Here is a 26,400-nt window from a genome sequence, read left to right as displayed (position 1 = left end):
GCGGGCGTTGTCGGTGGCCGGTGCCAGACTGGCGGGGTGACCACCACGACCACGTACATCGCGTTCCTGCGCGCCATCAACGTCGGCGGCCGGACGGTGAAGATGGAGCGGCTGCGGGCGCTCTTCGCCGAACTGGGGCTGGGGAACGTCCGCTCGTACATCCAGAGCGGGAACGTCTTCTTCAGTACGGACGAGCCGGACCGCGCCGCGCTCACCGCGCGGATCGAGGAGCACCTGGAGCGCTCGCTCGGCTACCCGGTGCCGGTGCTGCTGCGGACGGTCGACGAGGTGGCCGAGCTGCTCGCCGCCGAACCGTTCCGGGGCGTCGAGGTGACACCGGACGTCCGGCTGGTGATCGCCTTCCTCTCCGAGCCGCTTCCGACCGAACTCGCCGTTCCGCACCGCTCGGCGAAGGGCGACTTCGAGGTGCTCGGCGCCGACCCGGGGGCCGCGTACATCGTGGTCCACCTCCAGGACGGCAAGTGGGTCACCAAGGAGATGTTCGGCCGGCAGTACCGCGGCGCCGTGACCTCGCGGTTCCTGCACACCACGGAGAAGATCCTGGCGGCCGCCCGGAAGGCCTGACGGGTCGTCCGTCGCCCCGGCAGCACTGGAACGGTGCTGGCACCCGCGCTGGAACCGCGCGGGTGAAGCGGGCGTCTGTCGCTCAGTGACGTACGAACCGTGCGCCGGCCCGCGGCGTGATCTGGACAGTCCCAGCCGGTCGATCCGACAATCGGGCCATGACGCAGCCTGAGTTCCCGACCGGCGCCGTCCGGCCCTCCGACGCCGAACGGGACCAGGCGCTCGGAGTGCTGCGGGACGGCGCGGGCAGCGGCCGGCTGTCGCACGACACCTTCCTCGGCCGGATGGACATCGTCCTGCAGGCCACCAGCCGCGGCGAGTTGGACGCGGCGGTGGCCGGGCTGCCCACCGGCGGGCCGGTCGAGCGGTTCGTGCTGCGGGCGGTCGGCCGGGTGTCGGCCTTCGGCGACCGGCTGAACCGGGCCTGGCGCAGCGAGCGGCTGCCCGGGCTGAGCCTGCCGCAGGCCGGGGCGGGGCTGTTGACCATCGGACGGATCCCCGGCTCGGGGCTGCGGCTGCACGACGCCTCGGTCTCCCGGCACCACGCCGAACTGCGGCACGAGAACGGCGGTTGGGTGCTGTACGACCTCGGGTCGACCAACGGCACCCATGTGAACGGGCGGCGGATCGCCGGCGGGATCCCGGTGCGGCCGGGCGACCAGGTGCGGTTCGGCAACCTGGAGTTCCGGCTCGCCGCTCCCTGAGCACCCCGCTCCCCGGGCACCCGGTCCGGCTCAGTGCGGGAACTGCCGGGGCGGGCGCTGCCGGGGCAGCTCGTCCCGGAACTCCTCGATCAGGGTGCTGATCTGCCGGGTCAGCACCGTGTGCTCCAGCCGGTCCAGGTAGCGGTTCTCGGCGGCCAGCGCCTCGACTGTGACGCCGAAGTAGAGCGTCATCAGCGGATTGACGAAGAGTTCGCCGTTCCCGGTCCGCTCGGTGAACCGCACGTCGCCGAACTCGCCGCGCAGCGCCGCCGCCACCGAGCCGTTGACGATGCTGGGGTGTTGGGGGAAGGCGGCCCGGGCGTGTTCGACGGCGTCCAGGTAGAGCGCGCCCTCCCGGCTGCCGCGCGGGATGGAGAAGGCGCCGAGGTAGCCGCCGGCCCGGTCGATCGCGGCGAGGTTCTCCAGCACCAGGGCGTGGTTGACGCCGTGGTGGGCGTCGATGCCGAAGCCCAGGCAGGCGACCAGCCTTTCGGGCACCTCCGTCAGGCCCGCCACCGCGGCCAGGCTGGCCATGTCCTCCTCGGGGGTGCCGAGCCCGGCCTCGTCGCCGCGCATCAGGATGTCGGTGCCGCCGTCCACCAGCAGGACCGCGTCCACGCCCAGGTGGGCGACGAGTCTGCGGTAGGCCTCGCGCAGCAGTCGGACGCCGACCGTCGGGAAGGCCCACACGGTGTCGGGCATACCGTGCAGCCGAAGCCAGCGGGCCAGGGTGCGTTCGGGGAAGTAGCCCTCGGGGGCGGCGGTGTCCGGTTCGATCCTGGCCACGTCGGGCTCCTGCCAGACCTCGCCGGGCAGGCCGTAGAGGTGGGTGAAGGAGAGGTTGGCCAGGTGCACCTCCTTGCCCGCGGCGCGCAGGGCGAGGGCGATCGGCAGTCCGGCGTACACGTCGAAGCCGCCGCCGGCTCCGGCGACCAGGATGCGCTCGGCGGCCAGGAGCCTGGTGATCAGCGGGGGTTGCAGCAGAGAGGTCACCGGCGGACGGTAGCGCACCGGCGGGGCGTGCGGCCCGGTATTGTCAGTGGCGGGTGCGAGGATCCGGGCATGACCCAGGACACGGACACGGCGCTCTCCCCCGACGTGCTGCTCGAAGCCCGGGAGCGGGCTCGCGAGCTGATCCGGTGCGGCTTCCAGGAGCCGGACGAGATAGCCGAGTCCCTGGTCGAGGTCCTCGACGACCAGGGACTGACCCAGGAGGAGGCGGAGCGGATCGTCGCTCCGCTGTGGACCGAGCGGCTGGCCGAGCAGGCCCACTGGCCGGAGACCACCGACGTGGACCGGCTGATGGACGCCTTCGACCTGCTGGAGGACCAGGGCATCGTCGCGGCGATGGACTTCACCTGCTGCGCCGGCTGCGGCTACGCGGAGATCGGCGGCGAGGCCGACGAGGACTCGCGGGGCTTCGTCTTCTTCCACCAGCAGGACACCGAGGCGGCCGCGGCCGGACGCGGACTGATGCTGCGCTACGGCGCCTTCAGCACCGGGGAGGCGCCGGGCGGAGAAACGGACGGGGAGTCGGACGCGGAGTCGGACGCGGAGTCGGAGGAAGCCGCGGGGCGGCGGACGGCGGAGATCGGCCGGACGGTGGTGGCCGCACTGGAGGCGGTCGGCCTGCCGGTGGAGTGGAACGGCTCTCCACGGACGGCGATCCGGGTCGCTCCGCTGGAGTGGCTCAACCGCCTGCCCGAGTAGCGGAACTGCGGGCGGTCAGCGGTCGACGTGCGGCTCGGCGCAGGGTCCGCCCTCGTCCCCCTTGCGCGGGGTCACCTCGACACCGCCGTTTCCCCGGCGGGTATATGCCAGCGACACGTGCCACGCGCGTAGATCGACGGCCCGCGAAGAACCGCGCTCAGTCGACGAGGCTCCCCAGGCTGCCGTCGGTCGCGCCGCCGCCCGCCGGCCCCCAAAGCGGCGCGGTGCAGCGCTGGTAGGTCGCCTGCCAGTGCGGCCAGTTGCGGGCCACGTCGTCGTCGCACTCGGCGAGCAGCCGCTCTACCTGCGCCGGGTCGACACCGTCCAGCAGCCAGGCCAACGCGTCCGCCGTCCCCGGGCCGTCCGCCGAGCGCAGCAGGTCGAGCAGTTCGCCCAGGCCGCCGAGCCGGGAGCTGTCGGTGACCACCCGGTCCATTCGGGGCAGCAACTGCCGCTCCTCGATCCGCAGGTGGGTCTCCAGCCGGGCCGCCAGGTCCTCCATCGCGTACGCGACCGGCCAGGCGCTGCCGGTGTCCCGGCTGGCGATCCGGACCAGGGTGGTGACCCGGGTGAAGGAGTGGTCGAGGTTGTGGTGGTCGGCCTCCAGCCAGTTGAGCAGCAGCCGCAGCTCGGGGGCGAAGCGCCGCACGATCGGCCAGATCCGGGTGTCCTGCTGCTCGTGGTGGCAGGTCAGCATCGCGGTCATGAAGGTCCAGTGCCGCAGCAGCGCCTCGCCCTTGTCCTCCTCGTCGGGCTGGAGCAGCCGCAGCGCGTTGGGCAGTCGGGCGAGGTCCCGGCGCAGCGCGGCGTGCACCAGCCGGAGTCCGGCGAACCGGACGGTGAACGGCTCCTCGTCCGTGGCCGGCCCGTACGCGTCCGCGCCCCGGGAGTCGACCCCTGACCCTGCCTGCGCGGGGACGGAGGGGGCGGGCTGGGGCAGCAGATGGATCGGCATGGCACTCTCTTCACGACGTGGCGAGGCGGACGGGGCGGCCGGTGAGAACCGCCCCATCCAAGGTGCTCGTAGTCGATCAGAAGCGAATCAATGTCCGATTGACGCGCAGGTCACGGGCCTGCGCGCGGGCTCCGGCCGCTCCCGCCGGAGGAGCGGGACCGGGTGCCGTTCCGGTCAGTCGGAGGCCGGGCCCGCCAGGTTGGCGCTGAGCCACTGCAGCGTGTCCGGGATCATCTTCTTGAAGTCCGAGGTCAGGTGCTTGCCACCCGGCTGCTCGTAGTACTGGATGGACACCGGGGCGACGGCCTTGGCCACCCAGCTCTTGACCACTTCCTTCTCGTAGCCGTTGGCGCCGCCCGCGGTGACGTACATCTTCACGTCGGCCTTGCCCTGGGTGACCAGCAGGTTCGGGTTGTTGGCGGCCTTCTCGGCGTCGTGGCCCTTCCACAGCCCGGAGTCGGGGATGAAGTAGCCGTCGATCGGTACGGCGGCCTTGTAGACGTTCGGGTACTGCAGGGCGAGCTTGGCGCTGCAGAAGCCGCCGGTGGAGGCGCCCATGACGCCCCAGCTGTCGCGGCCCTGCAGGGTGCGGAAGTTGGCGCGCACCCAGGCCGGGATGTCCTCGGCCATCCAGGTGCCCATCTTCGGCTGGCCCGGGATGTCGGAGCAGTCCAGCGCGTTCTTCTCGTCGCTGTTGAAGTTCTGCACCGGCATGATCATGATGAACGGGTGGGCCTTGCCCTGCTTGACCAGCTGCTCGTCCACCTCCTGGATCGGCAGCTGGTTGTCGGTCCAGGTGTTGTAACCGTTGCTCTGGCCGCCCGCGTAGAGGGTGAGCACCGGGAAGCCGGTCTTGGCGAACTTGGGGTCGTTGTACTCGGGCGGCAGCCAGACCCAGACCTGGCCGGTGACGCCGGACTTCGCGCCGGTCACCTTGGTCATCATGATCGGGCCGGCGGCGGTGTCCCGGACCTTGCTGAGGTTGGCGGCCGGTCCGGTCGGCATCAGCACCTTCCCGTTGGCCGGGGTGGGCTGCTCGGCGGTGGGCGTGCCCGGGGCCGCGCTGCCCGTGGCGGCCGGAGTGCCCGTACCGGCGGTCGCCGCCGGGGTGCCGTCGGCCGAGGAGCTCTTGCCCTTGCCGTCGTCGGAACCCCCGCAGGCCGCGAGCGAGGCGGCCAGGGTGAGCACGGCGGCGCCGGTCAGGACGGCACGGGAACGGGACGACTGCCTAAGCACGGTGAGGACTCTCCGACCGATGTCGCGCCCGGTACGTCTGACCGGGCGGCGGCCCCCCGGTGGGGCCGGACAGGCCCGGGGGCGCTGCACTGTGCGGTCCCCCGGAGCGTTGGAGCGCCGTCCCTCGCGGAGGCGCACCTTCCTGCGATCTTATGACGTGGGCCGGGGTCGCCCGGTTGCGAGGCGGCCACCGGGAATCCAATGTTTGTTCGTGATCAGGTAAAGCCCTTCACCGCTCCCGCCGGTCGGCGGGGGCCGGTCGGCGGGGGCCACGGGCGCCGGCCTGCCCAGCCGTCCGGATTTTGGGTGCTTTGACCAGTGACGGCGGCCCCCACATCCGGAACGATCTCCTCAACACGCCTCCGGCGCCGACCAGCGGAGCGTGACCGTACCGGTGCCGAGCCACCGGACCGGCCCACCGAGGAGAGTGCCATGATCGAGCAGGTCGCCGTCGTCACCGGAGCCGGCAGCGGCATCGGCAGGGCCGTCGCGGTCGAACTGGCCGCGGCCGGCTGGCGGCTGGTGCTGGCCGGTCGCCGGGCCGAGCGGCTGCGGGAGACGGCCGACGCGTTCCCGGCGGGCACCCTGCCCGCCGAGGTGGTGCCGACCGACGTCACCGACCCGGCCGCGGTGGACGCGCTGTTCGCCACCGCCGCCGAGCGCCACGGCCGGGTGGACCTGCTGTTCAACAACGCCGGCACCTTCGGCCCGGCCGTCCCGGTGGAGGAGCTGGCGGTCGAGGACTGGCGGGCGGTGGTCGACCTCAACCTGACCGGCGCCTTCCTCTGCGCCCGCGCCGCCTTCCGGCAGATGAAGGACCAGGACCCGCAGGGCGGCCGGATCATCAACAACGGCTCGATCTCCGCCCACGTCCCGCGCCCGCACTCGATCGCCTACACCGCGACCAAGCACGCGGTCACCGGCCTGACCAGGTCGCTGTCGCTGGACGGCCGCCCGTACCGGATCGCCTGCGGGCAGATCGACATCGGCAACGCGGCGACCGACATGACGGCCGCGATGGGCGCGGGGGCGCGGCAGGCGGACGGCCGAATCGTGCCGGAGCCGACCATGGACGTGGCGGACGTGGCGCGCACCGTCCGGCACATGGCCGGGCTGCCGCTGGAGGCCAACGTCCAGTTCGCCACGGTGATGGCGACCGCCATGCCGTACATCGGGCGGGGCTGACGGAACGGGGCCGGCTCACTCGTCGTGGGAGTAGCGGTACCGCAGCGCGGCGCCGTTCTCCTCGTCCAGCCGGTAGACGCTGGTGGTCGGCCAGTACTCGCCGTTCTCGGCGACGGGCAGTTCGGCGCGCAGCACCATACGCAGCGCGGGCGGCGGGGCGGCGGCGTTGACGCGCTTGCGGTGGCCGTCCCAACGGCCGCCGCAGAGTTCGAGGTCCAGGACGAGGGGGGTGGTTCTCATCCCGCGATGGTGGCAGCGCCGCCCTCTTCCGGGGGGTTTGCGACGGTGCGGCCATCCCCACGGGGGACCCCCGTCAGTCCACGGCTGACGGGGGTTCCGGGCGCGGAGGGCCCTACGGCCGCCAGGTGTCGTTCAGCGTGACGTTCCCCGAGCCCGGTGCGGTCGCCGTCCGGTTGGCGCCGGACTCCCAGGTCACCGCCCCGCCCGCGTCCTTGATGACGTACTTGTACTGGAAGGACGTGCCGCCCGGCAGCGAGAGCGCGAGCGACCAGACGGGGTAGCCGGCCGAGGAGAGCGGCAGCGCCTTGGCCGGGTCCCAGCCGCCGAGCGCCGGGACGTCGCCGACCACGTAGACGCTCTGTCCGTACGCGGTGGTCGCGTTGACGTTGAACGAGGCGCCGGAGACCGTCGTACCCGGCTGGACGTACAGCGCGACCGCGTCGCCCGCGCCGACCGTCGCGGTGAACTGCCCGTTGGCGCCGACCTGGTACGTCGGGCCGGTGCAGCCGCCGCCCGGCTGCGGGTCGCCGTGCTGGACGTCGCAGTACGTCCCGGCCGGCAGCCCGGTCTGGAAGGTCCGGGTGATCGCGCCGCCCTCGTGGTTGATCGCGACGTAGCCCCGGTTGCCCCGGCCGAAGGCGATCGCGTTGTTTCCGTCGGACCACCAGTCGGTCACCCCGGTGCCCGCTACGGCGTTGCGGAAGCCGACCATGTTGGCGATCTGCCGCCAGGCGTGGGTGCAGTTCCAGCCGTCCTGGTAGCAGGCGTTGACGGTGCCGCCGTTCGGCGGGCCGTCGTCGTTGTTGCTGAAGCTGTAGCCGGAGTAGATGTTGGGCGAGCCGTACGTGGAGGCCAGCAGGAAGACGTTGGCCAGTGTGTAGGTGTTGCCGTAGGTGTAGTTGAGGGTGGAACCGTTGCGCTCGGTGTCCCAGTTGTCGACGAAGCTGCGCGCCTGGTTGCTCGGCAGGTAGCCCCAGGAGGCGCCCCAGTTGCCGAGGTTGGCGAGCTTGTCGCTGGTGAAGACGCGCTTGAGGTCGGTGCCGACCCGGAACTCGTCGACGTCGCCGTTGCCGGTGTACTCGGTGGGCTGGATCGGTTCGCCGGCGCCGTAGATGACCTCCTGCACCCAGTAGGCGTTGGGGTTGGCCATCCGGGCCTTGATGGCGGCCAGGTCGGTGGCGGCGATGTGCTTGGCGGCGTCGATCCGGTAGCCGTCGACGCCGAGCGAGCCGAGGTCGTCCAGGTAGTGGGCGATGGTGGTCTGGACGGAGGCGCTGCCGGTGTCCAGGTCCGCGAGGTTGACCAGCTCGCAGTCCTGCACGTTGGTGCGGTCCTGGTAGTTGGTGATCGGCTGGCGGCAGGTGTGGAAGTCCGCGTCCCGGTAGGTGCCGGGGTAGTTGTACTTGGTGTACACCGTGCCGCCGGTTCCGGTGCCGGAGCCGGCCGACATGTGGTTGATCACCGCGTCGGCGATCACCTTGACCCCGGCCGCGTGGCAGGTGTCGACCATGTTCTTGAAGGAGGCTCGGTCGCCGAGCCGTCCGGCGATCTGGTAGCTGACGGGCTGGTAGGAGGTCCACCACTGCGGGCCCTGGATGTGCTCCTGGGGCGGCGAGACCTCGACGAAGCCGTAGCCCTTGGGGCCGAGGGTGGTGGTGCAGGCCTGGGCGACCGAGTCGAAGCGCCACTCGAAGAGGGTGGCGGTGACGTCCTTGCCGTTGTTCGCGGGCGGGGAGGCCTGGGCGGCGGGGGCGCCGAGGGTCCCGGCGAGCGAGAGTGCGAGGGCCGCGGAGGCGGCGAGTGCGCCGGCCGCCCGGGCGGGCCGGCGGGTGGGGGCGGTGGTGACCACGTTGTCTCCTGGGGGGGTGGCTGGGGTGGGACAGCCGGGTGAAGCATGCAGGAAGTTTCTGTAACTTGCCGGAAACTTGCAGCGCTGAACCTAGGGCGACCAGCAGGGGCCGTCAAGGGCCAGGACTGAACGTTTCTGCAACACAGTCCTGCAACAGGGAGCACGGCAAGGGCCCGGCAGCCGTAGCCGCCGGGCCCCTCACCTGTCCTGGTTCACCGGTCCCTCAGGAGCCGGTGCGACCTCAGCCGGTCTGGACCGAGGTGTCGTCGATCACGAAGCTCGTCTGCAGCGAGGAGTCCTCGGTGCCGGTGAACTTCACGGTGACCGTCTGGCCCGCGTAGGCCGAGAGGTCGAAGGTGCGCTGCTGGTAGCCGGCCGCGGCGTCCGCGTTGGAGTAGGTCTTCAGCGTGGTGCCGTTCACCGACACGGTCAGCTTGTCGTACGCCGTCGAGCCGGTCTCGGCGGTGTCGATGTGCAGCCAGAAGCTCAGCGTCGCCTTGCAGCCCGCCGGGATGGTCACCGTCTGGGACAGCGTGTCGGTGTGGCTGCTGCCGTAGCCGTCCAGCCAGGCCTTCCAGCTGCCGCCGTGCGCCGCCTCCGAGGAGCTGTTGTCGACCACGCCGGAGCTGGTCGTCCACGGCGCCGCCGAGCCCGTCTCGAAGCCCGGGTTGCCGAGCAGCTGGGCCGGGGTGCAGGAGCCGCCGCCACCGCCGGTGACCGTCCAGGTGAAGCTGGTGGTGCCGCTCTTGCCGGCCGAGTCCTTCACGGTGACCGTCACGTTGGAGCTGCCCGCGGTGGTCGGGGAGCCGGTGATCACGCCGGTGCCGGCGTTGATGACCAGGCCGGCCGGCAGCCCGGTGGCCGAGTAGGACAGCGGGGCCGTCCCGCCCGAGGCCTTGATCTGCAGGTTGACCGAGCCGCCCACCGCGGTGGACTGGTTGCCCGGGCTGGTGACGGTGACCCCGCCCGGGTTGGGCAGCGAGCCGACGTTGACGGCGGCCCAGGCGGTGGCGACCGCGTTGTACTCGGCACTGTTGGCGCCGTACAGGTCGGTGGCCGCGTTGAGGGTCGCGGTGCGGGCGGCGGCGTAGTCGGTGGTGGAGGTCATGTAGGCGGTGAGCGCCTTGTACCAGACCTGCGCCGCCTTGTCCCGGCCGATGCCGGCGACGGTGATGTTGTTGACCGTCGGGCTGTTGTAGCTGACGCCGTTGATCACCTTGGCGCCGCTGCCCTCGGCCAGCAGGTAGAAGAAGTGGTTGGCGACGCCGGACGAGTAGTGCACGTCCAGGTTGCCGACGCCCGAGTACCAGGAGTCGGCCGAGCCGCCGTCCTTGGAGGGCTTGTCCATGTAGCGCAGCGGCGTGCCGTTGCCGTTGATGTCGATCAGCTCGCCGATCAGGTAGTCCGGCACGTCCTTGGGCAGGTTGGCGTAGAACTCGACCATCGTGCCCATGATGTCGGAGGTGGCCTCGTTGAGGCCGCCAGACTCGCCCGAGTAGTTCAGGTTGGCGGTGGCCGAGGTGACGCCGTGGGTCATCTCGTGGCCGGAGACGTCGAGTTCGGTGAGCGGGTGGGTGTCGCCGCTGCCGTCGCCGTAGGTCATGCAGAAGCAGCCGTCGTCCCAGAACGCGTTGACGTAGCCGGTGTCGTAGTGCACCCGGCTCATCGCGCCGACGCCGTCGTTCTTGATGCCGCTGCGGCCGAAGGTGTTCTTGTAGAAGTCCCAGGTGGCGGCGGCGCCGTACTGAGCGTCGACGGCGGCCGACTCGCGGTTGCTGGCCTGGCCGTTGCCCCAGGTGTCGCTCGACTTGCTGAACAGCGTGCCGTTGCCGGAGGTGCCGTTGTTCATGTCGGTGGTGTACTGGCCGCCGCGGGTGGTGTCCTTGAGCGAGTAGGTCGATCCGCTCTGGGTGGTGGTCAGCGACACCTGGCCGACGAACACACCGTTGCCGCTGCCGCGCTTGATGCCGTCGGCCTTGCTGAGCACGGCACCGGTCTTGGCGTCGGTGACGACGTGCAGCTTGCTCGGGGTGCCGTCGGACTCGCGGCCGTTGACCACGGTCTCGTAGGCGAGCTTCGGGGTGCCGTCGGCGGCCCAGACGACCAGGCGGGGCGCGCCGTCGACGGAGCCCTGCTCGGCGGCGAGCGCGGCCTCCTGGGCCTTGGGCGCGGCCAGGGCCGGGGTGGTGTCCACGCCCGCGAGGCTGGCCTCGCTGGCCTTGGTCACGCTCTTGGTGGCACCGGACGCGTCCTGGTGGACGATCAGGTCGCCGCCGAGGACGGGGAGTCCGGCGTAGGTGCGCTCGTAGCGCAGGTGGCGACCGCCGTTGGCGTCCTGGACAACGTCCTTGGTGACCAGCCGCTCCTTGCCGTCCAGGCCGAGGGCCTGGGCGAGGGAGGCGGTCTGCTGGTTCGCCGAGGCGATCAGCGCGGCCCGGCTGGCCTGCTGGCTGGCGACGGCGGCCGGCGCGTCCGGGGCGGCCTGGGCGATCACCGGTATGCCGGTGACCAGCAGCGCGGTGGTGGCGGCCATGACAACGGCTGCCTTCCGGACGTGAGCATGACGTGACATGCGGACTCCTTTTCCGACCGGCGCGTCGAGGGATCAACTCGGCACGCCCGGTGGAGAGAACCTGGGCCGCGGGGTTGCGGCGCAGTGGGGGCCCCCGCCGGGTGCAACGGGGGTGCGGTTTCGGTGCTCACAAGTCGTGCAGGGGTTCGTTGCAGGTCGGGACGCGCTGCACCTGAACTTGGGCAGCTGCACCGGGAGGTGGGGCCCCCTCGTCTGCAGCCGGAGGAATCGTGGCAGCAAACGCGCCGTTAATGACAGATGCATGCCACCGATTGGCCGATTCATTACCGAAACCGTATGCACGACGGTTAGTCAGTTGTGTTACGGCATGACCAAGTCTTGAACACGGTTTTCATCCCGCCGGTAAAGTTCGATCACCACCGGAGGTGACTGACCAGCGCTCGGTCCCGGCGCCCGCCCCGGCGGACGGCGGGCAGCGCCGCGCCGGGGCGGCACGTCACACTTCCGGCCGTGCCACCGCCTGATTCCGGCCATTCCCCGGCCGGAACGGAACCGGGCCCCGCACCGCCTCGACGGCGGCACGGGGCCCGGGACTCGGATAACGGCGGAATCAGCCCTGCACGAACACCGCCACGGTGCGACCCGGCACGGTGAAGCTACCGGTCGAGGCGTCGAAGCCGGACTGCTTCACCACCTGGTCCACCCCACCCGCCTGGACCGGGTGCAGCGCCTGGCTCGTCCCCTTCAGGGCCGCCAGGGTCTGCGTCTGCGCGGTGGGCGTGGCGTTGAAGACCACGGTGATGCCCTTCTCCGCGCCGGCCAGCCCGGTGCCGTCCAGGTGCAGGGTGATCACCCCGGGCGTCTCGCCGGGCGTGCCGGAGAGCGGGTACGACAGCCGCCGCTGGACGTCGGCCAGGGTGGGCAGCGAGAACAGCGGCGAGGACTGCTTGATCCGCAGGAGGTCCTGGTACTGCGCGGCCGTCGCCCGGATGTCGGCCGCGCCCACGGTCAACTTCGGGTTGGCCAGGAGGGATCGGGCGGTCGGCCAGAGCTCCTGGTTGTCCTTCGCCGTCGGCAGGCCGCGGCCCCAGCCGTTGCCCGCCGACGGGTTCCAGTGGATCGCGTTGAACCAGTCGCCCGAGTCGTAGGAGTTGGAGTCGAGCGACTTGGAGCGCAGCAGGTCGCTGCCGGCCTGGGCGAAGCCCGCGCCCTGGGTGAGCGCGGTCAGCGACAGCCCGAGCGCCTGCATCCGGGCCCGGTCGGCGGGCGCGGTGCCGGTGGGCAGCTTGAACGCGAGTGCGTCGAACAGGTCGGTGTTGTCGTGGGCGTCCACGTACTCCACCGCCTCGCCCGGCGCGGCCGCGTACCCGGTCGGGGAGCCGTTGTAGTCGACCTGGGCGCCGGTGACGGCCTTCCCCGAGCTGTCGGTGAAGGAGTAGCCGGCCAGGTTCCCGGTCAGCCCGACCTTCAGCTGGTCCATCTGGTGCAGCAGCCGGGCCTTCTGCTCCTGCGGACTGCCGTTCGCCGCCGAGCCGTTGGGGTCGGTGTACAGGCCCGAGGCGAAGCCCTGCTGGGGTGCGGAGCTCAGCATGAAGTTGCCGCCGCGGGCGGCGTCGCGGAGCCGGTCGTCGAAGGTGGCGATGCCGGTGCCGGCCATGTTGGCCTGGGTGGCCTGCACGAACCGGGCGTTGTTCGCGACGGTGCCGAAGTTCCAGCCCTCGCCGTAGAGGAAGACGTTCTTGCCGTCCACGCCGTCGGAGTCCGGTGTCATCTTCCGCAGCGCGGCCCGCACGTCCAGCATGGTGGACTTCGGGTCCAGGCCCATCAGGTCGAAGCGGAAGCCGTCGACCTGGTACTCCCGGGCCCACAGCGTCACCGAGTCGACCACCAGCCGGTTCATCATGGCGTGCTCGGGCGCGGTGTCGGCGCAGCAACTGTCCGTCGTCACCTTGCCGTCGGCGTCCAGCCGCTGGTAGTAGCCGGGCACCACCTTGTCCAGCACCGAGTGCTCGGCCTGCCCGCTGGCGGCGGTGTGGTTGTAGACCACGTCGAGCACCACCCGCAGCCCGGCCGCGTGCATCGCCTGGACCATCTGCCGGAACTGCACGGTACGGGCGGTCCCTCCCCCGGCCTCCGGCCGGGAGGTGCCCCCAGGGTCGGTGGCGTACGAGCCTTCCGGCACGTTGTAGTGCAGCGGGTCGTAGCCCCAGTTGTACGCGTCGTCGGCGGCGACGGCCGCCACGCACTCCTGCTGCTTCGGGCTCTCCGGCGGAAGGGACTTGAGGTCACAGGACGGCAGCTTCTGGTCCGCCCGGTTCTCGTGGATGGTGGCGATGTCGAAGGTCGGCAGCAGGTGCACGGTGGTGATCCCGGCCTTGGCGAGGTCCCGCAGATGCTGCATCCCGGCCGACTTCGACTCGGTGAACGCCAGGTAGGTGCCGCGCTCGGCGGCCGGGACGCTGGTGTCCTCCACCGAGAAGTCCCGGACGTGCAGTTCCTGGATCTGCTCCTTCCCGGGCGGGACGGCCGCCGGGCGGGGTTGGTCGTCCCAGCCCGCCGGCTTGAGCTCCTTGGCGTCCAGGTCGGCGACCAGGCTGCGCCTGGAGTCGGTGGACAGCGCCACCGAGTACGGGTCGGTGACGGTGTTGACCACCAGCTGCTGCACCGAGGGCGCCCAGACCTTCACCTGGTACAGGTAGTACTTTCCGTCCAACTCCCGCTTGTCGCGGACGACTTCCCACACGCCGGTCTCGTCGTCCAGCTTCAGCGGCAGCGTCGTCGGGTTGCCCCCGGTGGCGCTGTCGAAGACCTGGACGGACACCTGCTGCGCGGTCGGCGCCCAGAGCGAGAGGGCGACCTTGCCGTCGTAGTAGGCCGGACCGAAGTCCACCTTCCCGGTGCGGCCGGCGTACAGGTCGTCCAGCACGCCCGGGGTCTGCACCCCGGTGGCGGCCAGCGCCGCTCCGCTGGGCAGGTGTTCGGTGAACAGCAGCTGGCTGCGCAGCGCGGCCGGGACGCGCGCGGTGTCCCGGGCGTCCACGGTGAAGGCCCGGTAGCCCGCCAGGTGCGGGTACTTGGCCTTCTGGGTGTCCGTCAGCCCGCCCGCGACGGGGCTGAGCCGGATCCACTTGCCGGGCCCGGTGAGCACGCCCTTGTCGGCGCGGATGCCGCCCTCGGGGTCGTAGACCAGCTGGGCGCTGGTGCCGCCGGCCAGGGCCTGATCGGTGGCGCCGTAGTCGGCCGGGACGACGACGGTCCTCGCGTCGATCCACTGGGCCTTGGCACTGCCCGGGTCCAACCGGGAGGAGACGGCTGGGTTCTGCGGCAGCAGGTAGCCCTCGCGGCCGCCGAGGATCCACACCTCCCTGCCGTTGACGGCGAAGTCCAGCGACTGGTCGGCGGGCAGGTCCTTGTCGTTGCCGTTGTGCAGGATGTAGCTGAGGCTGGTCGCCCCGGGGGCGAGCGGCACCTCGAAGACGGCGCCGAAGGCGTCGCGGCGCACCGGCATCAGCGGCTTGCCCCAGTCGGTGGGACCGGCCGCGCCGGTCCAGTCGTGCAGCCCCCAGCCGTCGTAGTTGCCGTCGGCCCGGTTGTAGTGGATGACGGCGGTGTTCGCCGGCGGGGTGCCGGCCGGGCCGGGGTTCGCGGTGCGGACGGTGGCGTCGCCCTGCTTCAGCCAGACCTCACCGGTGGCGCCGACGTCGATGTGGCGGTCGGCGTCCACGTCCTTGACGCCGTTCCTCTCCACGATGAAGCCGACGTCCGAGGCGCCGGGCTTGAGCCGCACGTACGCGAAGGCGCCGTACGCGTCCCGCCCGGTGAAGGGGTGCCCGGCGGGCCACTGGGTGCCCTCGCCGTCGGCGAGGTCGCCCCAGGCGTAGAGGTTCCAGCCGTCGTAGTCGCCGTCCGGCCGGCTGTAGTGGACGACGGCGTACGGACGGGCGCCCGCGGTGGGCACCGGCTTGGGTGCGGGGGTGCCGGTGGTGAAGCTCGCGGTGGCGGAGCGCAGGTGGCCGCTGGAGTCCTGGACGACGGCCTTGTAGCGGACCACCGTGCCCGGGGCGACGGCGCCCAGGTCCTGGGTGACCGCGTACTTTCCGGTGTCGGCGGTGCCCAGCGTCTGCCAGGGCCCGTTGCCGATCTGTGCCGCGAAGCTGACCCGGTTGAAGCCGCCGTCCGTCGTGGCGCCGACCGTCACCGGGCCGGTGGACCCGTCGGCGGGCGGCTGCACCGAGAGCTGCGGCGCGGCCGCGACCGGGGCGAGCTTTCCGGCGGCCCTGAACACCACGGAGGACAGCGCCGGGACGGTGACGGTCACCTTGCGGTCGCCGCCGCTGGTGACCCGCTCCCCCGCCGACGGGTAGATCCGGTCGAAGCCCATGCCCGCCGAGAAGGTGTCCAGGGTGACGGTCTTCGCCTCGGTGGCGTTGTTGACCGCCACCAGGTACTCGACCTGCTGGCCCGCGTCGATCCGGGAGAAGGCGTACACGCCCGCGCCGTCGGCGGCGTAGCGCTCGATCTGCGCGCCGTCGGCCAGCGCCGGGTTGTCGCGGCGCAGCTCGGCCAGGCCCTCGATGCCCCGGTAGAGCTCGCCGCCCTGCCCGTACCGGTCTGCCGCGCCGGAGGGGCCGCCGAGCACCCGGTCGGTGTTGTACGAGGCGGTCCTGGAGGCGAACATGTCCTGCCGGGCGTCCTTGTCGCCGCCGGCGCCGGTGAAGCCCTGCTCGTCGCCGTAGTAGACAACGGGCTGGCCGCGGGTGAGGAACTGCAGCTCGGTGCCGAGCCGGTCCTTCTTCAGCAGGGTCGCGTCGTCGGCGCCCGGGTTGTCGGCGAGCAGGAAGGAGCCGAAGCGGCCCATGTCGTGGTTGCCGAGGAAGGTCGGCAGCTCGTACGCGTCGGTGTCGGCGCTGGTGTAGCGGTAGTCCTGGCCGTAGACGTCGGCGAGGTTCTTCGCCGAGCCGCCCTGGGAGACGTAGGAGCGGGCCGCGCCCTGGAACGGGAAGTCCAGCGCGGCCTGCAGCTTGCCCTTGGTGACGTAGGGCGAGGTGACGGCCGGGTCCCCGGAGTACACCTCGCCGAACATGAAGAACTTCTTGTTGCCCTGCTCGGCGGCGAAGTTCTTGAGGGCGGGGGCCCACTGCTGCCAGAAGGCCATGTCGACGTGCTTGACGGTGTCGATCCGGAAGCCGTCCACCCCGGTGTCCTTGACCCACTGCTGGTAGACCTGCTCGAAGCCCTTGACCACCCGGGGGTTCTGGGTGTCGAGGTCGTCCAGGCCGTTGAAGTCGCCCTCGGTGGCGGACTCGCCGACGAAGGTCGAGTCGCCCCGGTTGTGGTACAGCGCCGGGTCGTTGAGCCAGGACGGGTTCTTGGCCTTGGCGTCGGCCGGCGTGCGGAACACCGGGGTGTAGGGGAAGGAGTCCTTGGTGGTCCTCGGCCAGGGGGCCCCGGCGTCGGCGAGCGCGGTCTCGTCGACCGGGTTGCCGTCCGCGTCGAGCGTCGGGTACGCGCCGGTCGTGCGGTAGCCGTGCTGCTGCTCGGCGTCGTCGATGACGTCGGCGGTGTGGTTGGTGATGACGTCGAAGAAGACCTTGATGCCGCGCGCGTGCGCCTTGGCTATCAGCTCCTTGAGCTGCTCGTTGGTGCCGAAGTGCGGGTCGACCTGGGTGAAGTCGGTGATCCAGTACCCGTGGTACCCGGCCGAGGCGTCGGCGCCGCTGCCCTGCACCGGCTTGTTCCTGAAGATCGGGGCCATCCAGATCGCGGTGGTGCCGAGGTTCTGGATGTAGTCGAGCTTCTGGATCAGGCCTGCCAGGTCGCCGCCGTGGTAGAAGCCCTTGTCGCTCGGGTCGAAGCCGTTGTCCAGCCGCCCGCCGGTGATGCCTCCGGTGTCGTTGGCGGTGTCGCCGTTGGCGAAGCGGTCGGGCAGGACGAAGTAGAACTGCTCGCGGGTGAGGTCGTGCCGCCCGGCGGTCGCCGCCAGCGCGGTGTCGGAGGGCGGGGGCGGCGGGGCGGCGGCGAGCGCCGCGGGGGCGCTGCCGAGGGTGGCTGCGGTCAGCGCGGCGGCCAGCAGCACGGCCGTGCGGCCCGGTCTGGGGCGGGGACCGCGGCGTGATCGGGGGCGGAGCGGCGTATCGGCCACTGAGGGGCTCCCTTAGGGGAAGGGGCGATCGATTGCCCTGGAAGCTAGCGGCCTGCAATATGTTTCAGCAAGATGCAGAAACCGTTTCGTTCCGGAAAAATCCAGGCCAGCGGCCCTCCCGGCGACCCCGGTTACGTCCCAATGGCGTACGGCGTGACAATGGGACGTATGTCCGCCCCTCCGGTAAGCACCAGATCCCACCGCACCCCCTACCCCGGTGGGATCCGCCCCCTACCCCTGGAGGGGGACAACCGGTGAAGAATCCACTTCGGGAGGATGAGCAGACGGCTACGAGCGGTCTGGCAGACTTCTCGTCCATGGGGGAACCGACCGAGATCCAGCGAGGCGACGCCGCACGCGCCGACGCGGCCCACGACGGCGGTTCCGAGGCAGCCCGGGCCAGCACGGCCCGGCAGCCCGAAGGAGCCACCCGTGCCGCCCAGTCCCGTACCGCGGCCCTGCGCAACCGCGTCCGCGACCAGCGCCGCTCACCGGCCCGGCCGCGGATCTGGTTCGAGCTGGCCCTGATCGGGATCAGCTACTGGCTCTACTCGATCGTGCGCAACGCCGTCCCCGAGCAGGAGGCGGTGGCACAGCGCAACGCGCGCTGGATCTGGGACCTGGAGCACCACCTCGGCATCGCCGTCGAGCACTCGATCAACCACGCCGTGGACAGCGTCGGGTGGCTCATCACCGGGATGAACTACTACTACGCGACGCTGCACTTCATCATCACCATCGGCGTGCTGGTCTGGCTCTACCGCAGCCACCCGGGCCGCTACGTCGCGGCCCGCACGGTGCTGTTCGTCACCACCGGGATCGCCCTGGTCGGCTTCTACTTCTTCCCGCTGGCCCCGCCCCGGCTGATGACCGGCGGCGGCTTCATCGACACCGTCCAGGCCCACCACACCTGGGGCTCCTTCGCCTCGGGGCCCGCCGCGCACGTCTCCAACCTGTACGCGGCGATGCCCTCGATGCACATCGGCTGGTCGATGTGGTGCGGGCTGGCGATCTTCTTCCTGGCCCGCCGGACCTGGGTCCGGGTGCTCGGCCTGATGTACCCGCTGGCCACCCTGACGGTCATCATCTCGACCGCCAACCACTTCTGGATGGACGCCGTCGGCGGCGAGATCTGCCTCACGGTGGGCTTCCTCACCGCCCGCTGGCTCTACCACGAGTGGGTCTACAAGCTGCCGCAGGTGCCCGCCCGGGAGACGACCGACCGGCCGGTCACCGTCCCCGAGCAGTGGAGCGAACCGACGGTCAGCAGCGCCCGGCGCTGACCGAAGCGAGGACGATGTGGAAAGGGGCCCCTCCCGAGGGGCCCCTTTCCACATCGTGCGGGCCCTCAGCCGGCCCCGTAGAACAGCCGGTCCACCACCGCGCGGGCCCGCCGGGTGGTGCGCCGGTAGTCGTCCACCAGCTCCCCGCTGTGCCCGACGCCGTACCCGAGGTAGCGGGCCACCCCGCTCAGCTCCCGGGCGTCCCCCGGGAAGCTGTCCCCCGGCCGCCCGCGCACCAGCATCACCGCCGAGCGCACCCGGGAGGCCAGCACCCAGGCCGCCTCCAGCACCTCCGCGTCGGCCGGCTCCACCAGCCCGGCGTCGGCGGCCGCCGCCAGCGCGGCCCTGGTCCGGGTGGTGCGCAGGGCCGGCACCTCGTGCCCGTGCCGGAGCTGGAGCAGCTGCACCGTCCACTCGACGTCCGCCAGCCCGCCCCGGCCGATCTTGGTGTGGGTGGTCGGGTCGGCGCCGCGCGGCAGCCGCTCCGCCTCGATCCGCGCCTTGATCCGGCGGATCTCCACCAGGTCCCGCTCCGGAACCCCGGCGCCCGGGTAGCGCAGCGGGTCGATCAGCTGCCGGAACCGGGCGCCCAGCTCCTCGTCCCCGGCCACCGGTTCGGCCCGCAGCAGCGCCTGGCTCTCCCAGGCGTGCGACCAGCGCCGGTAGTACGCCGCGTACGAGGCCAGGGTGCGCACCAGCGGGCCGCTGCGGCCCTCCGGCCGCAGGTCGGCGTCGACCAGCAGCGGCGGCTCGGTGGACGGCGCGGCCAGCAGGGTGCGCAGCTCGTTGCAGACCGCCTGGGCCGCCCGGGCCGCCTCCTGCTCCAGCGAGCCGAGCACCGGCTCGTGGACGAAGAGCACGTCGGCGTCCGAGCCGTAGCCCAGCTCGTGGCCGCCGAAGCGGCCCATCGCGATCACCGCGATCCGGGTCGGCAGATCCCCGTGCTCGGCCTCCCAGCCGGCCGTGCAGGCGCGGAGCGCGCCCTGCAGGGTGGCGGCGTTGAGCGCGGTCAGCGCCTCCCCCGCGATGTCCAGCGCCTCGGCCGGGTCCTCGCCGAGCCGGCCGAGCACGTCCGCGGCGGCGGTGCGGAACAGCTCCCGGCGGCGCACCGAGCGGGCGGCGGCCACGGCGGCGGCAGTGGACCCGGCCCGGCCGACGGCGGCCAGCACCTCCGACTGCAGCGCCGCCCGGCCGCGCGGCACCAGGCCCTGCGGGTCGCCCAGCATGGCCACCGCCTCGGGGGCGCGCAGCAGCAGGTCGGGGGCGAGTCGGCCGGCCGACAGCACCCGGGCCAACTGCTCGGCGGCGGCGCTCTCGTCCCGCAGCAGCCGCAGGTACCAGGGGGTGCGGCCGAGCGCGTCGGAGACCTGGCGGAAGTTGAGCAGCCCGGCGTCCGGGTCGGCGGACTCGGCGAACCAGCCGAGCAGCACGGGCAGCAGGGTGCGCTGGATCGCGGCCTTGCGGCTCACCCCGGAGGCGAGCGCGCTGATGTGCCGCAGGGCGGCGGCCGGGTCCGCGTAGCCGAGCGCCTCCAGCCGGGCCCGGGCCGCGTCCGGGGTCAACCCGGCGGCGCCGGTCGGAAGTTCGGCGACGGCGTCGAGCAGCGGGCGGTAGAACAGCTTCTCGTGCAGCCGCCGGACCTCCACCGCGTGCCGCTTCCACTCCCGCTGCAGCGCGGCCACCGGGTCGGAGCGGGTGTCGTCGTTGATCAGCGCGGCGAGCGAACGGGCGAGGCGGCGCTGGTCCTCCTCGGCGGTGGGCATGAGGTGGGTGCGGCGCAGCCGGTGCAGCTGGATGCGGTGCTCCAGCGAGCGCAGGAAGCGGTACGCGGCGTCCAGCGAGGCGGCGTCCGCCCGGCCCACGTACCCGCCGCGGGAGAGCGCGGCCAACGCCTCCAGGGTGTTCCCGCTGCGCAGCGCCGGGTCGGTGCGGCCGTGCACCAGCTGGAGCAGCTGGACGGAGAACTCGACGTCGCGCAGGCCGCCCGGGCCCAGCTTGAGCTGGCGGTCCAGTTCGGGGGCCGGGATGGAGTCGACCACCCGGCGGCGCATCTGCTGCACGTCGGCGACGAAGTTCTCCCGGGCGGCGGCCTGCCAGACCATCGGGGCGAGCGCCTCGACGTACGCGGCGCCGAGTTCGGCGTCCCCGGCGACCGGGCGGGCCTTGAGCAGCGCCTGGAACTCCCAGGTCTTGGCCCAGCGCTGGTAGTAGGCGAGGTGGCTGGCCAGCGTGCGCACCAACGGGCCGTTGCGGCCCTCGGGGCGCAGATTGGCGTCCACCGGCCAGATGGTGCCCTCGCCGGTGGTGTCCGAGCAGAGCCGGGTGAGCGCGGCGGCCAGCCGGGTGGCGGCCTTGACCGCCTCGTGCTCCTCCACGCCCTCGCGCGGCTCGGCGACGAAGATGACGTCCACGTCCGAGACGTAGTTGAGTTCGCGGCCGCCGCACTTGCCCATGCCGATCACCGCGAGCCGGCAGGCCGCGGCGGCCTCCGGGTCCTGCTCCGCGGCGAGGTCCAGGGCGGTCTGCAGGGTGGCGCCGGCCAGGTCGGCCAGCTCGGCGGCGGTCTGGGCGAGGTCGGTGGTGCCGGTGAGGTCGCGGGCGGCGATGGCCAGCAGGCAACGGCGGTAGGCGACCCGCAACGCGTTCGCCGGGCTGAGGGCGTCCTCCTTGACGCCGTCGGCGAGGGCGCGACGGAAGTCCTCCGGGCCGGGGTGCATGTCGCGCAGTTCGAAGGTGACCAGCGCGTGCCAGTCGTGGGGGTGCCGGGCCAGGTGGTCGCCGAGCGCGGTGGAGACGCCGAGCACCCCGAGCAGCCGGTCGCGCAGCGGCTTGGAGGTGGTGAGGGTGTCGCGCAGGGTGTGCCGCTCGGGTTCGTCGGCGGCCTCCAGCAGCCGGGCCAGGCCCAGCAGCGCGAGGTCGGGGTCGGCGGTGGCGCCGAGCGCGTCCAGCAGCACCGGGTCGTCGGCCAGGCCCTCCAGGCCGGGCCCGTCCAGTAGCCGCACGGCCTTGGCGGGGTCGGTGAACCCCCGCCGGACCAGCCTGATCTCGGGCCGACTGACCCGGCTCCCGGCCCGCTGCTCCTCCACCGCCATCGCTCTCCCGGAACGCCCAGTGGCCCACGCGGTCACGCGGCCCTGGACCTACCTTCCCAGGAGCTGGTCCGCCCGCGCCACGGGGCCCGCGGCGCGGGCGGTCGTTCCGGCGTCACGCCTGTTCCGGCATCCGGTTCACCAGGTGCCAGAGCAGGGCCGACAGCAGCACCGAACCGGTCGCGGCGGCGCCCGTCAGGAACAGGTACTCCCGGTCGAGCACGCGGCCGGAGAGCGCGCCGACGAGCCCCGCGCCCGCACCCGTCAGAGCGAGTACGAACCGTCTTCGTTCCGACATCCGGGTGATCTCCACCTGGCGTCCCTGACGGCCCGTCCAGGAGATCAGATGTCGGCCCAGGACCCATTCCCGGAACATCACCCAGAGGGAGACGACGGTGCCCATGGTACCCACGACGAGATATGCCGGATAACAGGTGAGAGTTCGCCGGATACCGATTTGCAGGGCGGCCGTCCCGAAAGTCAGCGCCACCATCATCAGGAACCACAGACCCATCCACCGGAATGCATCGAAATGGGTGAACCTGGTGGCCAGCTGATAAAGCAGCGAGAGGTATCCGGAAGCCATCAGGACGCTGTCCACGAGCATCGCGCCGAATACCCGGGTAAAGCCCCAGCTGTGGAGGAACAGACTGCGGTGCTTGTACAGCGCCTGCGCCCAGCCGGCCGCCCACCGGTGGGTCTGCGCCCAGTAGACGGACCAGCTGCCGGGGTCCCGGACGCACACGTACGCGCCGGGCACGAAGCCCGCCTTGTGTCCGGCGCGGTTCATCTTGAGCGCCAGCTCGACGTCCTCGCAGAGGCTGTCGGCGGACCAGCCGCCGACCGCCCGGACCGACTCCGTGCGGTACACGCCCGCACAGCCGGAGAGCACGGCGACCCAGCCGTGCCACGACTCGACCGTCCGGGACATCCGGTGGGCCGCGGCCCACTCGATCACGCGCGAACGCTGGAACACGCCCTTCGCGCTGTGCGGCGTGACCGACATGCAGACGCCGCCGTAGCCCTTGGCGCGCATCCGCTCCAGGCACATCTCCAGCGCCCGGTCCGAGGCGAAGTAGCCGTCCGCGTCGAGCAGGGCGACGAATTCGGTGGTCACCTCCGCGAGTGCGAGGTTGAGCGACTCCGGCTTGCTCCTGCAGTCGACCTCCAGCACCTCGGCGCCGCACCGCCGGGCGATCGCCGCCGTGTCGTCCGTGCAGGAGTCCGCGAGGACCAGCACGGTGCGCGGCCGTACCGTCTGGCCGAAGGCGGACTTCACCGCGTCAGCGATGAAGTCCGCCTCGTTGTGTGCCGGGATCAGCACGGTCAGTGATTCGGTCACCGCCGGGCGAGCCACTTCACGGCCGCGCCGATCGCGGCGGCGGCGCCGCCGGTCGCCAGGAGCGCCAGCGAAGCGACGCCGGTGTGAGCGAGTCCGTACATAACTGTTCCTCACTGACTGGTCAGAATTGCCGATCGGTGAATTCATGCGGAATTCGAAGGAATTCGCTGACATCGGGCCACCGCCATAACCCGCTTTTCTTCTATCACGACCGGAGTCCTTAACACGCCATTCCGGGCCCCGCCAGTCGATGCGTCCACCCTGAATTCATCCGGTCGGCTCCGCCCGTGGCGCGGCCGGACGGCCCGGCGTGGATCGTGAACGGCATGGCTATCCGATTGCTGGTGGCGCTGGCGATGGCGGCGACGACCGCCGCGACGTCGGCCGCCGCCCCCGCCCCCGCCCCCGCCCCCGCCGCGGACGCGGCCGCGGCTCCGCGGACGCAGCGCACCACCGTCCTGCTGGACCGGTTCGACACCCTGGACCTGGGACCGGGCCGGATGTGGGGCTGGCAGACCGCCGCGTACGCCGACTGCACCTACAACCCCAACAGTTGGAAACTCGACCGGCTGACCACCGACGCGTTGAGCACGGCCGACGGGCACCTGACCGTCACCGCCCAGCACCGCGCGGACGGAAACTGGAACACCGGGCTGCTGACCACCGGCGACTCCTGTGATTCGGGCGGCAGCGGATTCCAGCTCCGCACCGGCGACCTGGTGGTGGTGCACGTCCGGCTCCCCGCCGCGGGCACCGCCGCCTGGCCCTGCCTGTGGACCTGGCGGGACGGCGGCAACGAACTCGACCTCTTCGAGTGGTACGCCGACCATCCGGACCGGATCGAGTTCGTCAACCACGTGCGGGAGAGCAGCACCGTCTACTACGGCCCGGACATCGGCCCCGAGCGGTGGGTGTACGTGGCCGTCAGGCTCGGCACCGACAACGACACCTGGTACGTCGGATCCTCCCGGGACCAGTTGAACCCGGTGTGGTCCGACGGGACGGGCGTCGGGCCGGACTTCTCCGCCTACCTGATCCTCAACCTCTCGATCGGCGACGGGACGTTCCACGCCCCGCCGACCCGCACCGACCCGGTCACCATGGAGGTCGACCTGCTGAGCGTCGAACGACCCTAGGGACCCCGACCGTACGGTCCGGGCGGGCCCCGCTCAGCGCAGCTCCGCCGGCGGTACCCGCCCGGGCGTCATCGCCTCCTCCCGGACCAGGCTCCCCCAGACCACCAGCCGGTACAGCGAGGTGTACTCCGGCGTGCAGGTCGTCAGCGTGATGTAGCGCCCCGGCGAACGGTACGGCGAACCGGTGGGAACGGGCGCGATCACGCCCACGTCGTCCGGGGAGGTCTCCGGCAGCACGCCGTCGACCCGGTAGACGTACCAGCGGTCCCTGGTCTCGACCACCACGGGGGCGCCCGGGCCGACCTGGTCCAGGTCGTGGAACTTGGCGCCGTGGCCGTCGCGATGTGCCGCGAGGGCGAAGTTGCCCTCGCCCTCCCACGGCGGAACCGAGCGGTACGGCACGGTGTACGCGCCGGCCACGCCATCCGCCAGGGTCGCCTCGTCCGTACCGGACCTGATCAGCACCTCGTAGTCCCGGCCCATCGCGGGCACGTGCAGGAAGCCGAGGTCGCCCCGGCCGAGCCCGGCCACCGGGGAGTCCGCGTCCGCCGCAGGCGGCGCGGCGGCCGACCAGCTGTCGCGCAGCCGCCCGGCGGCCCGGTCCGCCGCCCGGTCCGACACCACGTTGCTCCACCAGAGCACGTACACCGCGAAGAGGAGCACCAGGAGACCGAGGGTCAACAGCCCGTCCCCGGTCCACCGGGCCACCGCCCGCACCACCACGCCCCGCTGCCGCGCCATCCCGGGCTCCCGTCGCCGCCACCGAACCGGCCGCCACTTCAGCGCCCCGCCCCACCCGACCGCAAGCGGACACACTCCGGGGCGACGCCCGTCCCCCGGACGCAGTAACGCCGGGGCCGCCCCCGGGAACGCGCGGAGGCCCGCCCGACGGCCGTCGCCGGGCGGGCCTCCTGCGGCAGCCCCTCAGAGCACCTGGAGGTTCTTGCGCAGCTCGAACGGCGTGACCTCGGAGCGGTACTCCTCCCACTCCTGGCGCTTGTTGCGCAGGAAGAAGTCGAAGACGTGCTCGCCCAGGGTCTCGGCGACCAGTTCGCTGCGCTGCATCAGGTCGATGGCCTCGCCGAGGTTCTGCGGCATCGGCTGGATGCCGAGGGCGCGGCGCTCGGAGTCGGTCAGGGCCCACACGTCGTCGTCGGCGCCGGGCGGGAGCTCGTAGCCCTCCTCGATGCCCTTGAGGCCGGCCGCGAGGGTGACGGCGTAGGCGAGGTACGGGTTGCAGCCGGTGTCCAGGGAGCGGACCTCGATCCGGGTGGAGCCCTGCTTGCCCGGCTTGTACATCGGCACCCGGATCAGCGCGGAGCGGTTGTTGTGGCCCCAGCAGATGTAGGAGGGGGCCTCGCCGCCGGCGCCGGCGGTGCGCTGGGAGCCGCCCCAGATGCGCTTGTAGGAGTTCACCCACTGGTTGGTGACGGCGGCCGTCTCGGCGGCGTGCCGCAGCAGGCCGGCGATGAACGATCTGCCGACCTTGGAGAGCTGGTACTCGGCGCCGGACTCGTGGAAGGCGTTGCGGTCGCCCTCGAACAGCGAGACGTGGGTGTGCATGCCGCTGCCGGGGTGCTCGGAGAAGGGCTTGGGCATGAAGCTCGCGTGCACGCCCTGCTCCAGCGCGACCTCCTTCATGACCAGCCGGAAGGTCATGATGTTGTCGGCGGTGGACAGCGCGTCGGCGTAGCGCAGGTCGATCTCCTGCTGGCCGGGGGCACCCTCGTGGTGCGAGAACTCGACCGAGATGCCCATGGACTCCAGCATGGTGATCGCCTGGCGGCGGAAGTCGTGGCCCACCCCGCGCGGGGTGTGGTCGAAGTAGCCGGACTGGTCGGCGGGGATCGGCGCGGTGCCGTCGCCGGGCAGGTTCTTCAGCAGGAAGAACTCGATCTCGGGGTGGGTGTAGAAGGTGAAGCCCAGGTCGGAGGCCTTCTCCAGGGTGCGCTTGAGCACGAACCTGGGGTCGGCGTAGGAGGGCGAGCCGTCCGGCATCAGGATGTCGCAGAACATCCGCGCGGTGCCCGGGGTCTCGGAGCGCCACGGCAGGATCTGGAAGGTGGTCGGATCCGGCTTGGCGATCATGTCGGACTCGTACACCCGGGCGAACCCCTCGATCGCCGAGCCGTCGAACCCTATGCCCTCCTCGAAGGCCTGCTCCAACTCGGCCGGCGCCACCGCGACCGACTTCAGGAACCCGAGGACATCGGTGAACCACAGCCGGACGAACCGGATGTCACGCTCTTCGAGCGTGCGAAGCACGAACTGCTGCTGCTTGCCCATGGGGACAGTCTCACCTCTGCTCTTTACGCTCGTGTTACGCCCCGAAGGCCCCCGAGAGACCCCGCGGAGCGGCTGCCCCCATCATGGCCGATCACCGGCCTCCGCGGCAGGGCCGACCCCCCACG

General features: G+C 71.8%; 17 protein-coding genes. 6 read left to right on the top strand and 11 right to left on the bottom strand.

Translation table 11 applies throughout. The features are described from left to right. Positions 1 to 36 precede the first annotated feature (36 nt). Together BOQ63_RS31060 and BOQ63_RS31055 are read left to right on the top strand one after the other, a co-directional pair. A complete protein-coding gene (locus BOQ63_RS31060; RefSeq protein WP_030282671.1) occupies positions 37 to 585 on the top strand; it encodes a DUF1697 domain-containing protein in 549 nt (182 codons plus the stop codon). Positions 586 to 743: 158 nt separating this feature from the next. Continuing rightward, positions 744 to 1,289 carry an FHA domain-containing protein gene (locus BOQ63_RS31055; protein ID WP_030282667.1) on the top strand — a complete coding sequence of 182 codons (546 nt, stop codon included), beginning with the start codon at positions 744 to 746 and terminating at the stop codon, positions 1,287 to 1,289. A 30-nt stretch (positions 1,290 to 1,319) separates the two neighbouring features. Here the strand turns inward: BOQ63_RS31055 and BOQ63_RS31050 are convergent, their stop codons facing one another. After that, complete coding sequence (locus BOQ63_RS31050; RefSeq protein WP_030282664.1) at positions 1,320 to 2,282, bottom strand: DUF1152 domain-containing protein; 963 nt, start codon at positions 2,280 to 2,282, stop codon at positions 1,320 to 1,322. 69 nt (positions 2,283 to 2,351) lie between these two features. On the opposite strand from BOQ63_RS31050, the gene BOQ63_RS31045 reads away from it, so the two are divergent. Then, positions 2,352 to 2,999 carry a DUF6891 domain-containing protein gene (locus tag BOQ63_RS31045; RefSeq protein WP_050366816.1) on the top strand — a complete coding sequence of 216 codons (648 nt, stop codon included), beginning with the start codon at positions 2,352 to 2,354 and terminating at the stop codon, positions 2,997 to 2,999. 157 nt (positions 3,000 to 3,156) lie between these two features. On the opposite strand, the gene BOQ63_RS31040 is transcribed toward BOQ63_RS31045, so the two are convergent. Beyond that, positions 3,157 to 3,954: a hemerythrin domain-containing protein gene (locus BOQ63_RS31040; RefSeq protein WP_030282659.1), complete on the bottom strand. Its 798-nt coding sequence runs from the start codon at positions 3,952 to 3,954 to the stop codon at positions 3,157 to 3,159. A 174-nt stretch (positions 3,955 to 4,128) separates the two neighbouring features. Continuing rightward, positions 4,129 to 5,190, bottom strand: a complete 1,062-nt coding sequence (locus BOQ63_RS31035; protein WP_223886084.1) for an alpha/beta hydrolase — start codon at positions 5,188 to 5,190, stop codon at positions 4,129 to 4,131. Positions 5,191 to 5,622: 432 nt separating this feature from the next. Here BOQ63_RS31035 and BOQ63_RS31030 point away from each other — a divergent pair, with 432 nt between their 5' ends. Continuing rightward, positions 5,623 to 6,375 (top strand): SDR family oxidoreductase, encoded by a 753-nt coding sequence (locus tag BOQ63_RS31030; protein ID WP_030282655.1) that lies wholly within the window; start codon positions 5,623 to 5,625, stop codon positions 6,373 to 6,375. A 15-nt stretch (positions 6,376 to 6,390) separates the two neighbouring features. Here the strand turns inward: BOQ63_RS31030 and BOQ63_RS31025 are convergent, their stop codons facing one another. From BOQ63_RS31025 to pulA, 4 genes are all read right to left on the bottom strand, one after another. After that, entirely contained in the window at positions 6,391 to 6,615 is a 225-nt protein-coding gene (locus BOQ63_RS31025) for a hypothetical protein (protein ID WP_030282652.1), read from the bottom strand. Positions 6,616 to 6,727: 112 nt separating this feature from the next. Continuing rightward, positions 6,728 to 8,464 carry a carbohydrate-binding module family 20 domain-containing protein gene (locus BOQ63_RS31020; RefSeq protein WP_030282650.1) on the bottom strand — a complete coding sequence of 579 codons (1,737 nt, stop codon included), beginning with the start codon at positions 8,462 to 8,464 and terminating at the stop codon, positions 6,728 to 6,730. Between the two features lie 241 nt (positions 8,465 to 8,705). Then, the gene (locus BOQ63_RS31015; RefSeq protein ID WP_030549966.1) at positions 8,706 to 11,036 is read right to left on the bottom strand and encodes a M4 family metallopeptidase; all 2,331 of its coding nucleotides are present in this window, start codon (positions 11,034 to 11,036) and stop codon (positions 8,706 to 8,708) included. Positions 11,037 to 11,607: 571 nt separating this feature from the next. Further along, positions 11,608 to 17,139, bottom strand: a complete 5,532-nt coding sequence (gene pulA, locus BOQ63_RS31010; RefSeq protein ID WP_072655308.1) for a pullulanase-type alpha-1,6-glucosidase — start codon at positions 17,137 to 17,139, stop codon at positions 11,608 to 11,610. A gap of 317 nt (positions 17,140 to 17,456) precedes the next feature. On the opposite strand from pulA, the gene BOQ63_RS31005 reads away from it, so the two are divergent. Next, positions 17,457 to 18,422, top strand: a complete 966-nt coding sequence (locus BOQ63_RS31005) for a phosphatase PAP2 family protein (protein WP_030597145.1) — start codon at positions 17,457 to 17,459, stop codon at positions 18,420 to 18,422. 65 nt (positions 18,423 to 18,487) lie between these two features. Here BOQ63_RS31005 and BOQ63_RS31000 read toward each other — a convergent pair whose 3' ends face one another. Together BOQ63_RS31000 and BOQ63_RS30995 are read right to left on the bottom strand one after the other, a co-directional pair. Continuing rightward, positions 18,488 to 21,514, bottom strand: coding sequence for a bifunctional [glutamine synthetase] adenylyltransferase/[glutamine synthetase]-adenylyl-L-tyrosine phosphorylase (locus BOQ63_RS31000; RefSeq protein WP_030549962.1), 3,027 nt, complete (start codon positions 21,512 to 21,514; stop codon positions 18,488 to 18,490). 112 nt (positions 21,515 to 21,626) lie between these two features. Beyond that, positions 21,627 to 22,853 (bottom strand): glycosyltransferase family 2 protein, encoded by a 1,227-nt coding sequence (locus tag BOQ63_RS30995; protein WP_030282638.1) that lies wholly within the window; start codon positions 22,851 to 22,853, stop codon positions 21,627 to 21,629. 326 nt (positions 22,854 to 23,179) lie between these two features. On the opposite strand from BOQ63_RS30995, the gene BOQ63_RS30990 reads away from it, so the two are divergent. Further along, on the top strand, positions 23,180 to 23,989 hold the full coding sequence (locus BOQ63_RS30990; protein WP_150476187.1) for a LamG domain-containing protein: 810 nt from the start codon (positions 23,180 to 23,182) through the stop codon (positions 23,987 to 23,989). 33 nt (positions 23,990 to 24,022) lie between these two features. Here BOQ63_RS30990 and BOQ63_RS30985 read toward each other — a convergent pair whose 3' ends face one another. Both BOQ63_RS30985 and glnA read right to left on the bottom strand, forming a co-directional pair. Continuing rightward, on the bottom strand, positions 24,023 to 24,730 hold the full coding sequence (locus BOQ63_RS30985) for a class E sortase (RefSeq protein WP_030282633.1): 708 nt from the start codon (positions 24,728 to 24,730) through the stop codon (positions 24,023 to 24,025). Between the two features lie 183 nt (positions 24,731 to 24,913). Then, complete coding sequence (gene glnA / locus BOQ63_RS30980) at positions 24,914 to 26,275, bottom strand: gamma-glutamylpolyamine synthetase GlnA2 (protein ID WP_030282630.1); 1,362 nt, start codon at positions 26,273 to 26,275, stop codon at positions 24,914 to 24,916. Between the last annotated feature and the right edge of the window lie 125 nt (positions 26,276 to 26,400).

Source organism: Streptomyces viridifaciens (assembly GCF_001888885.2).
Taxonomy (GTDB): Bacteria; Actinomycetota; Actinomycetes; order Streptomycetales; family Streptomycetaceae; genus Kitasatospora; species Kitasatospora aureofaciens.
This window is presented reverse-complemented; position numbering and strand designations above follow the sequence as displayed.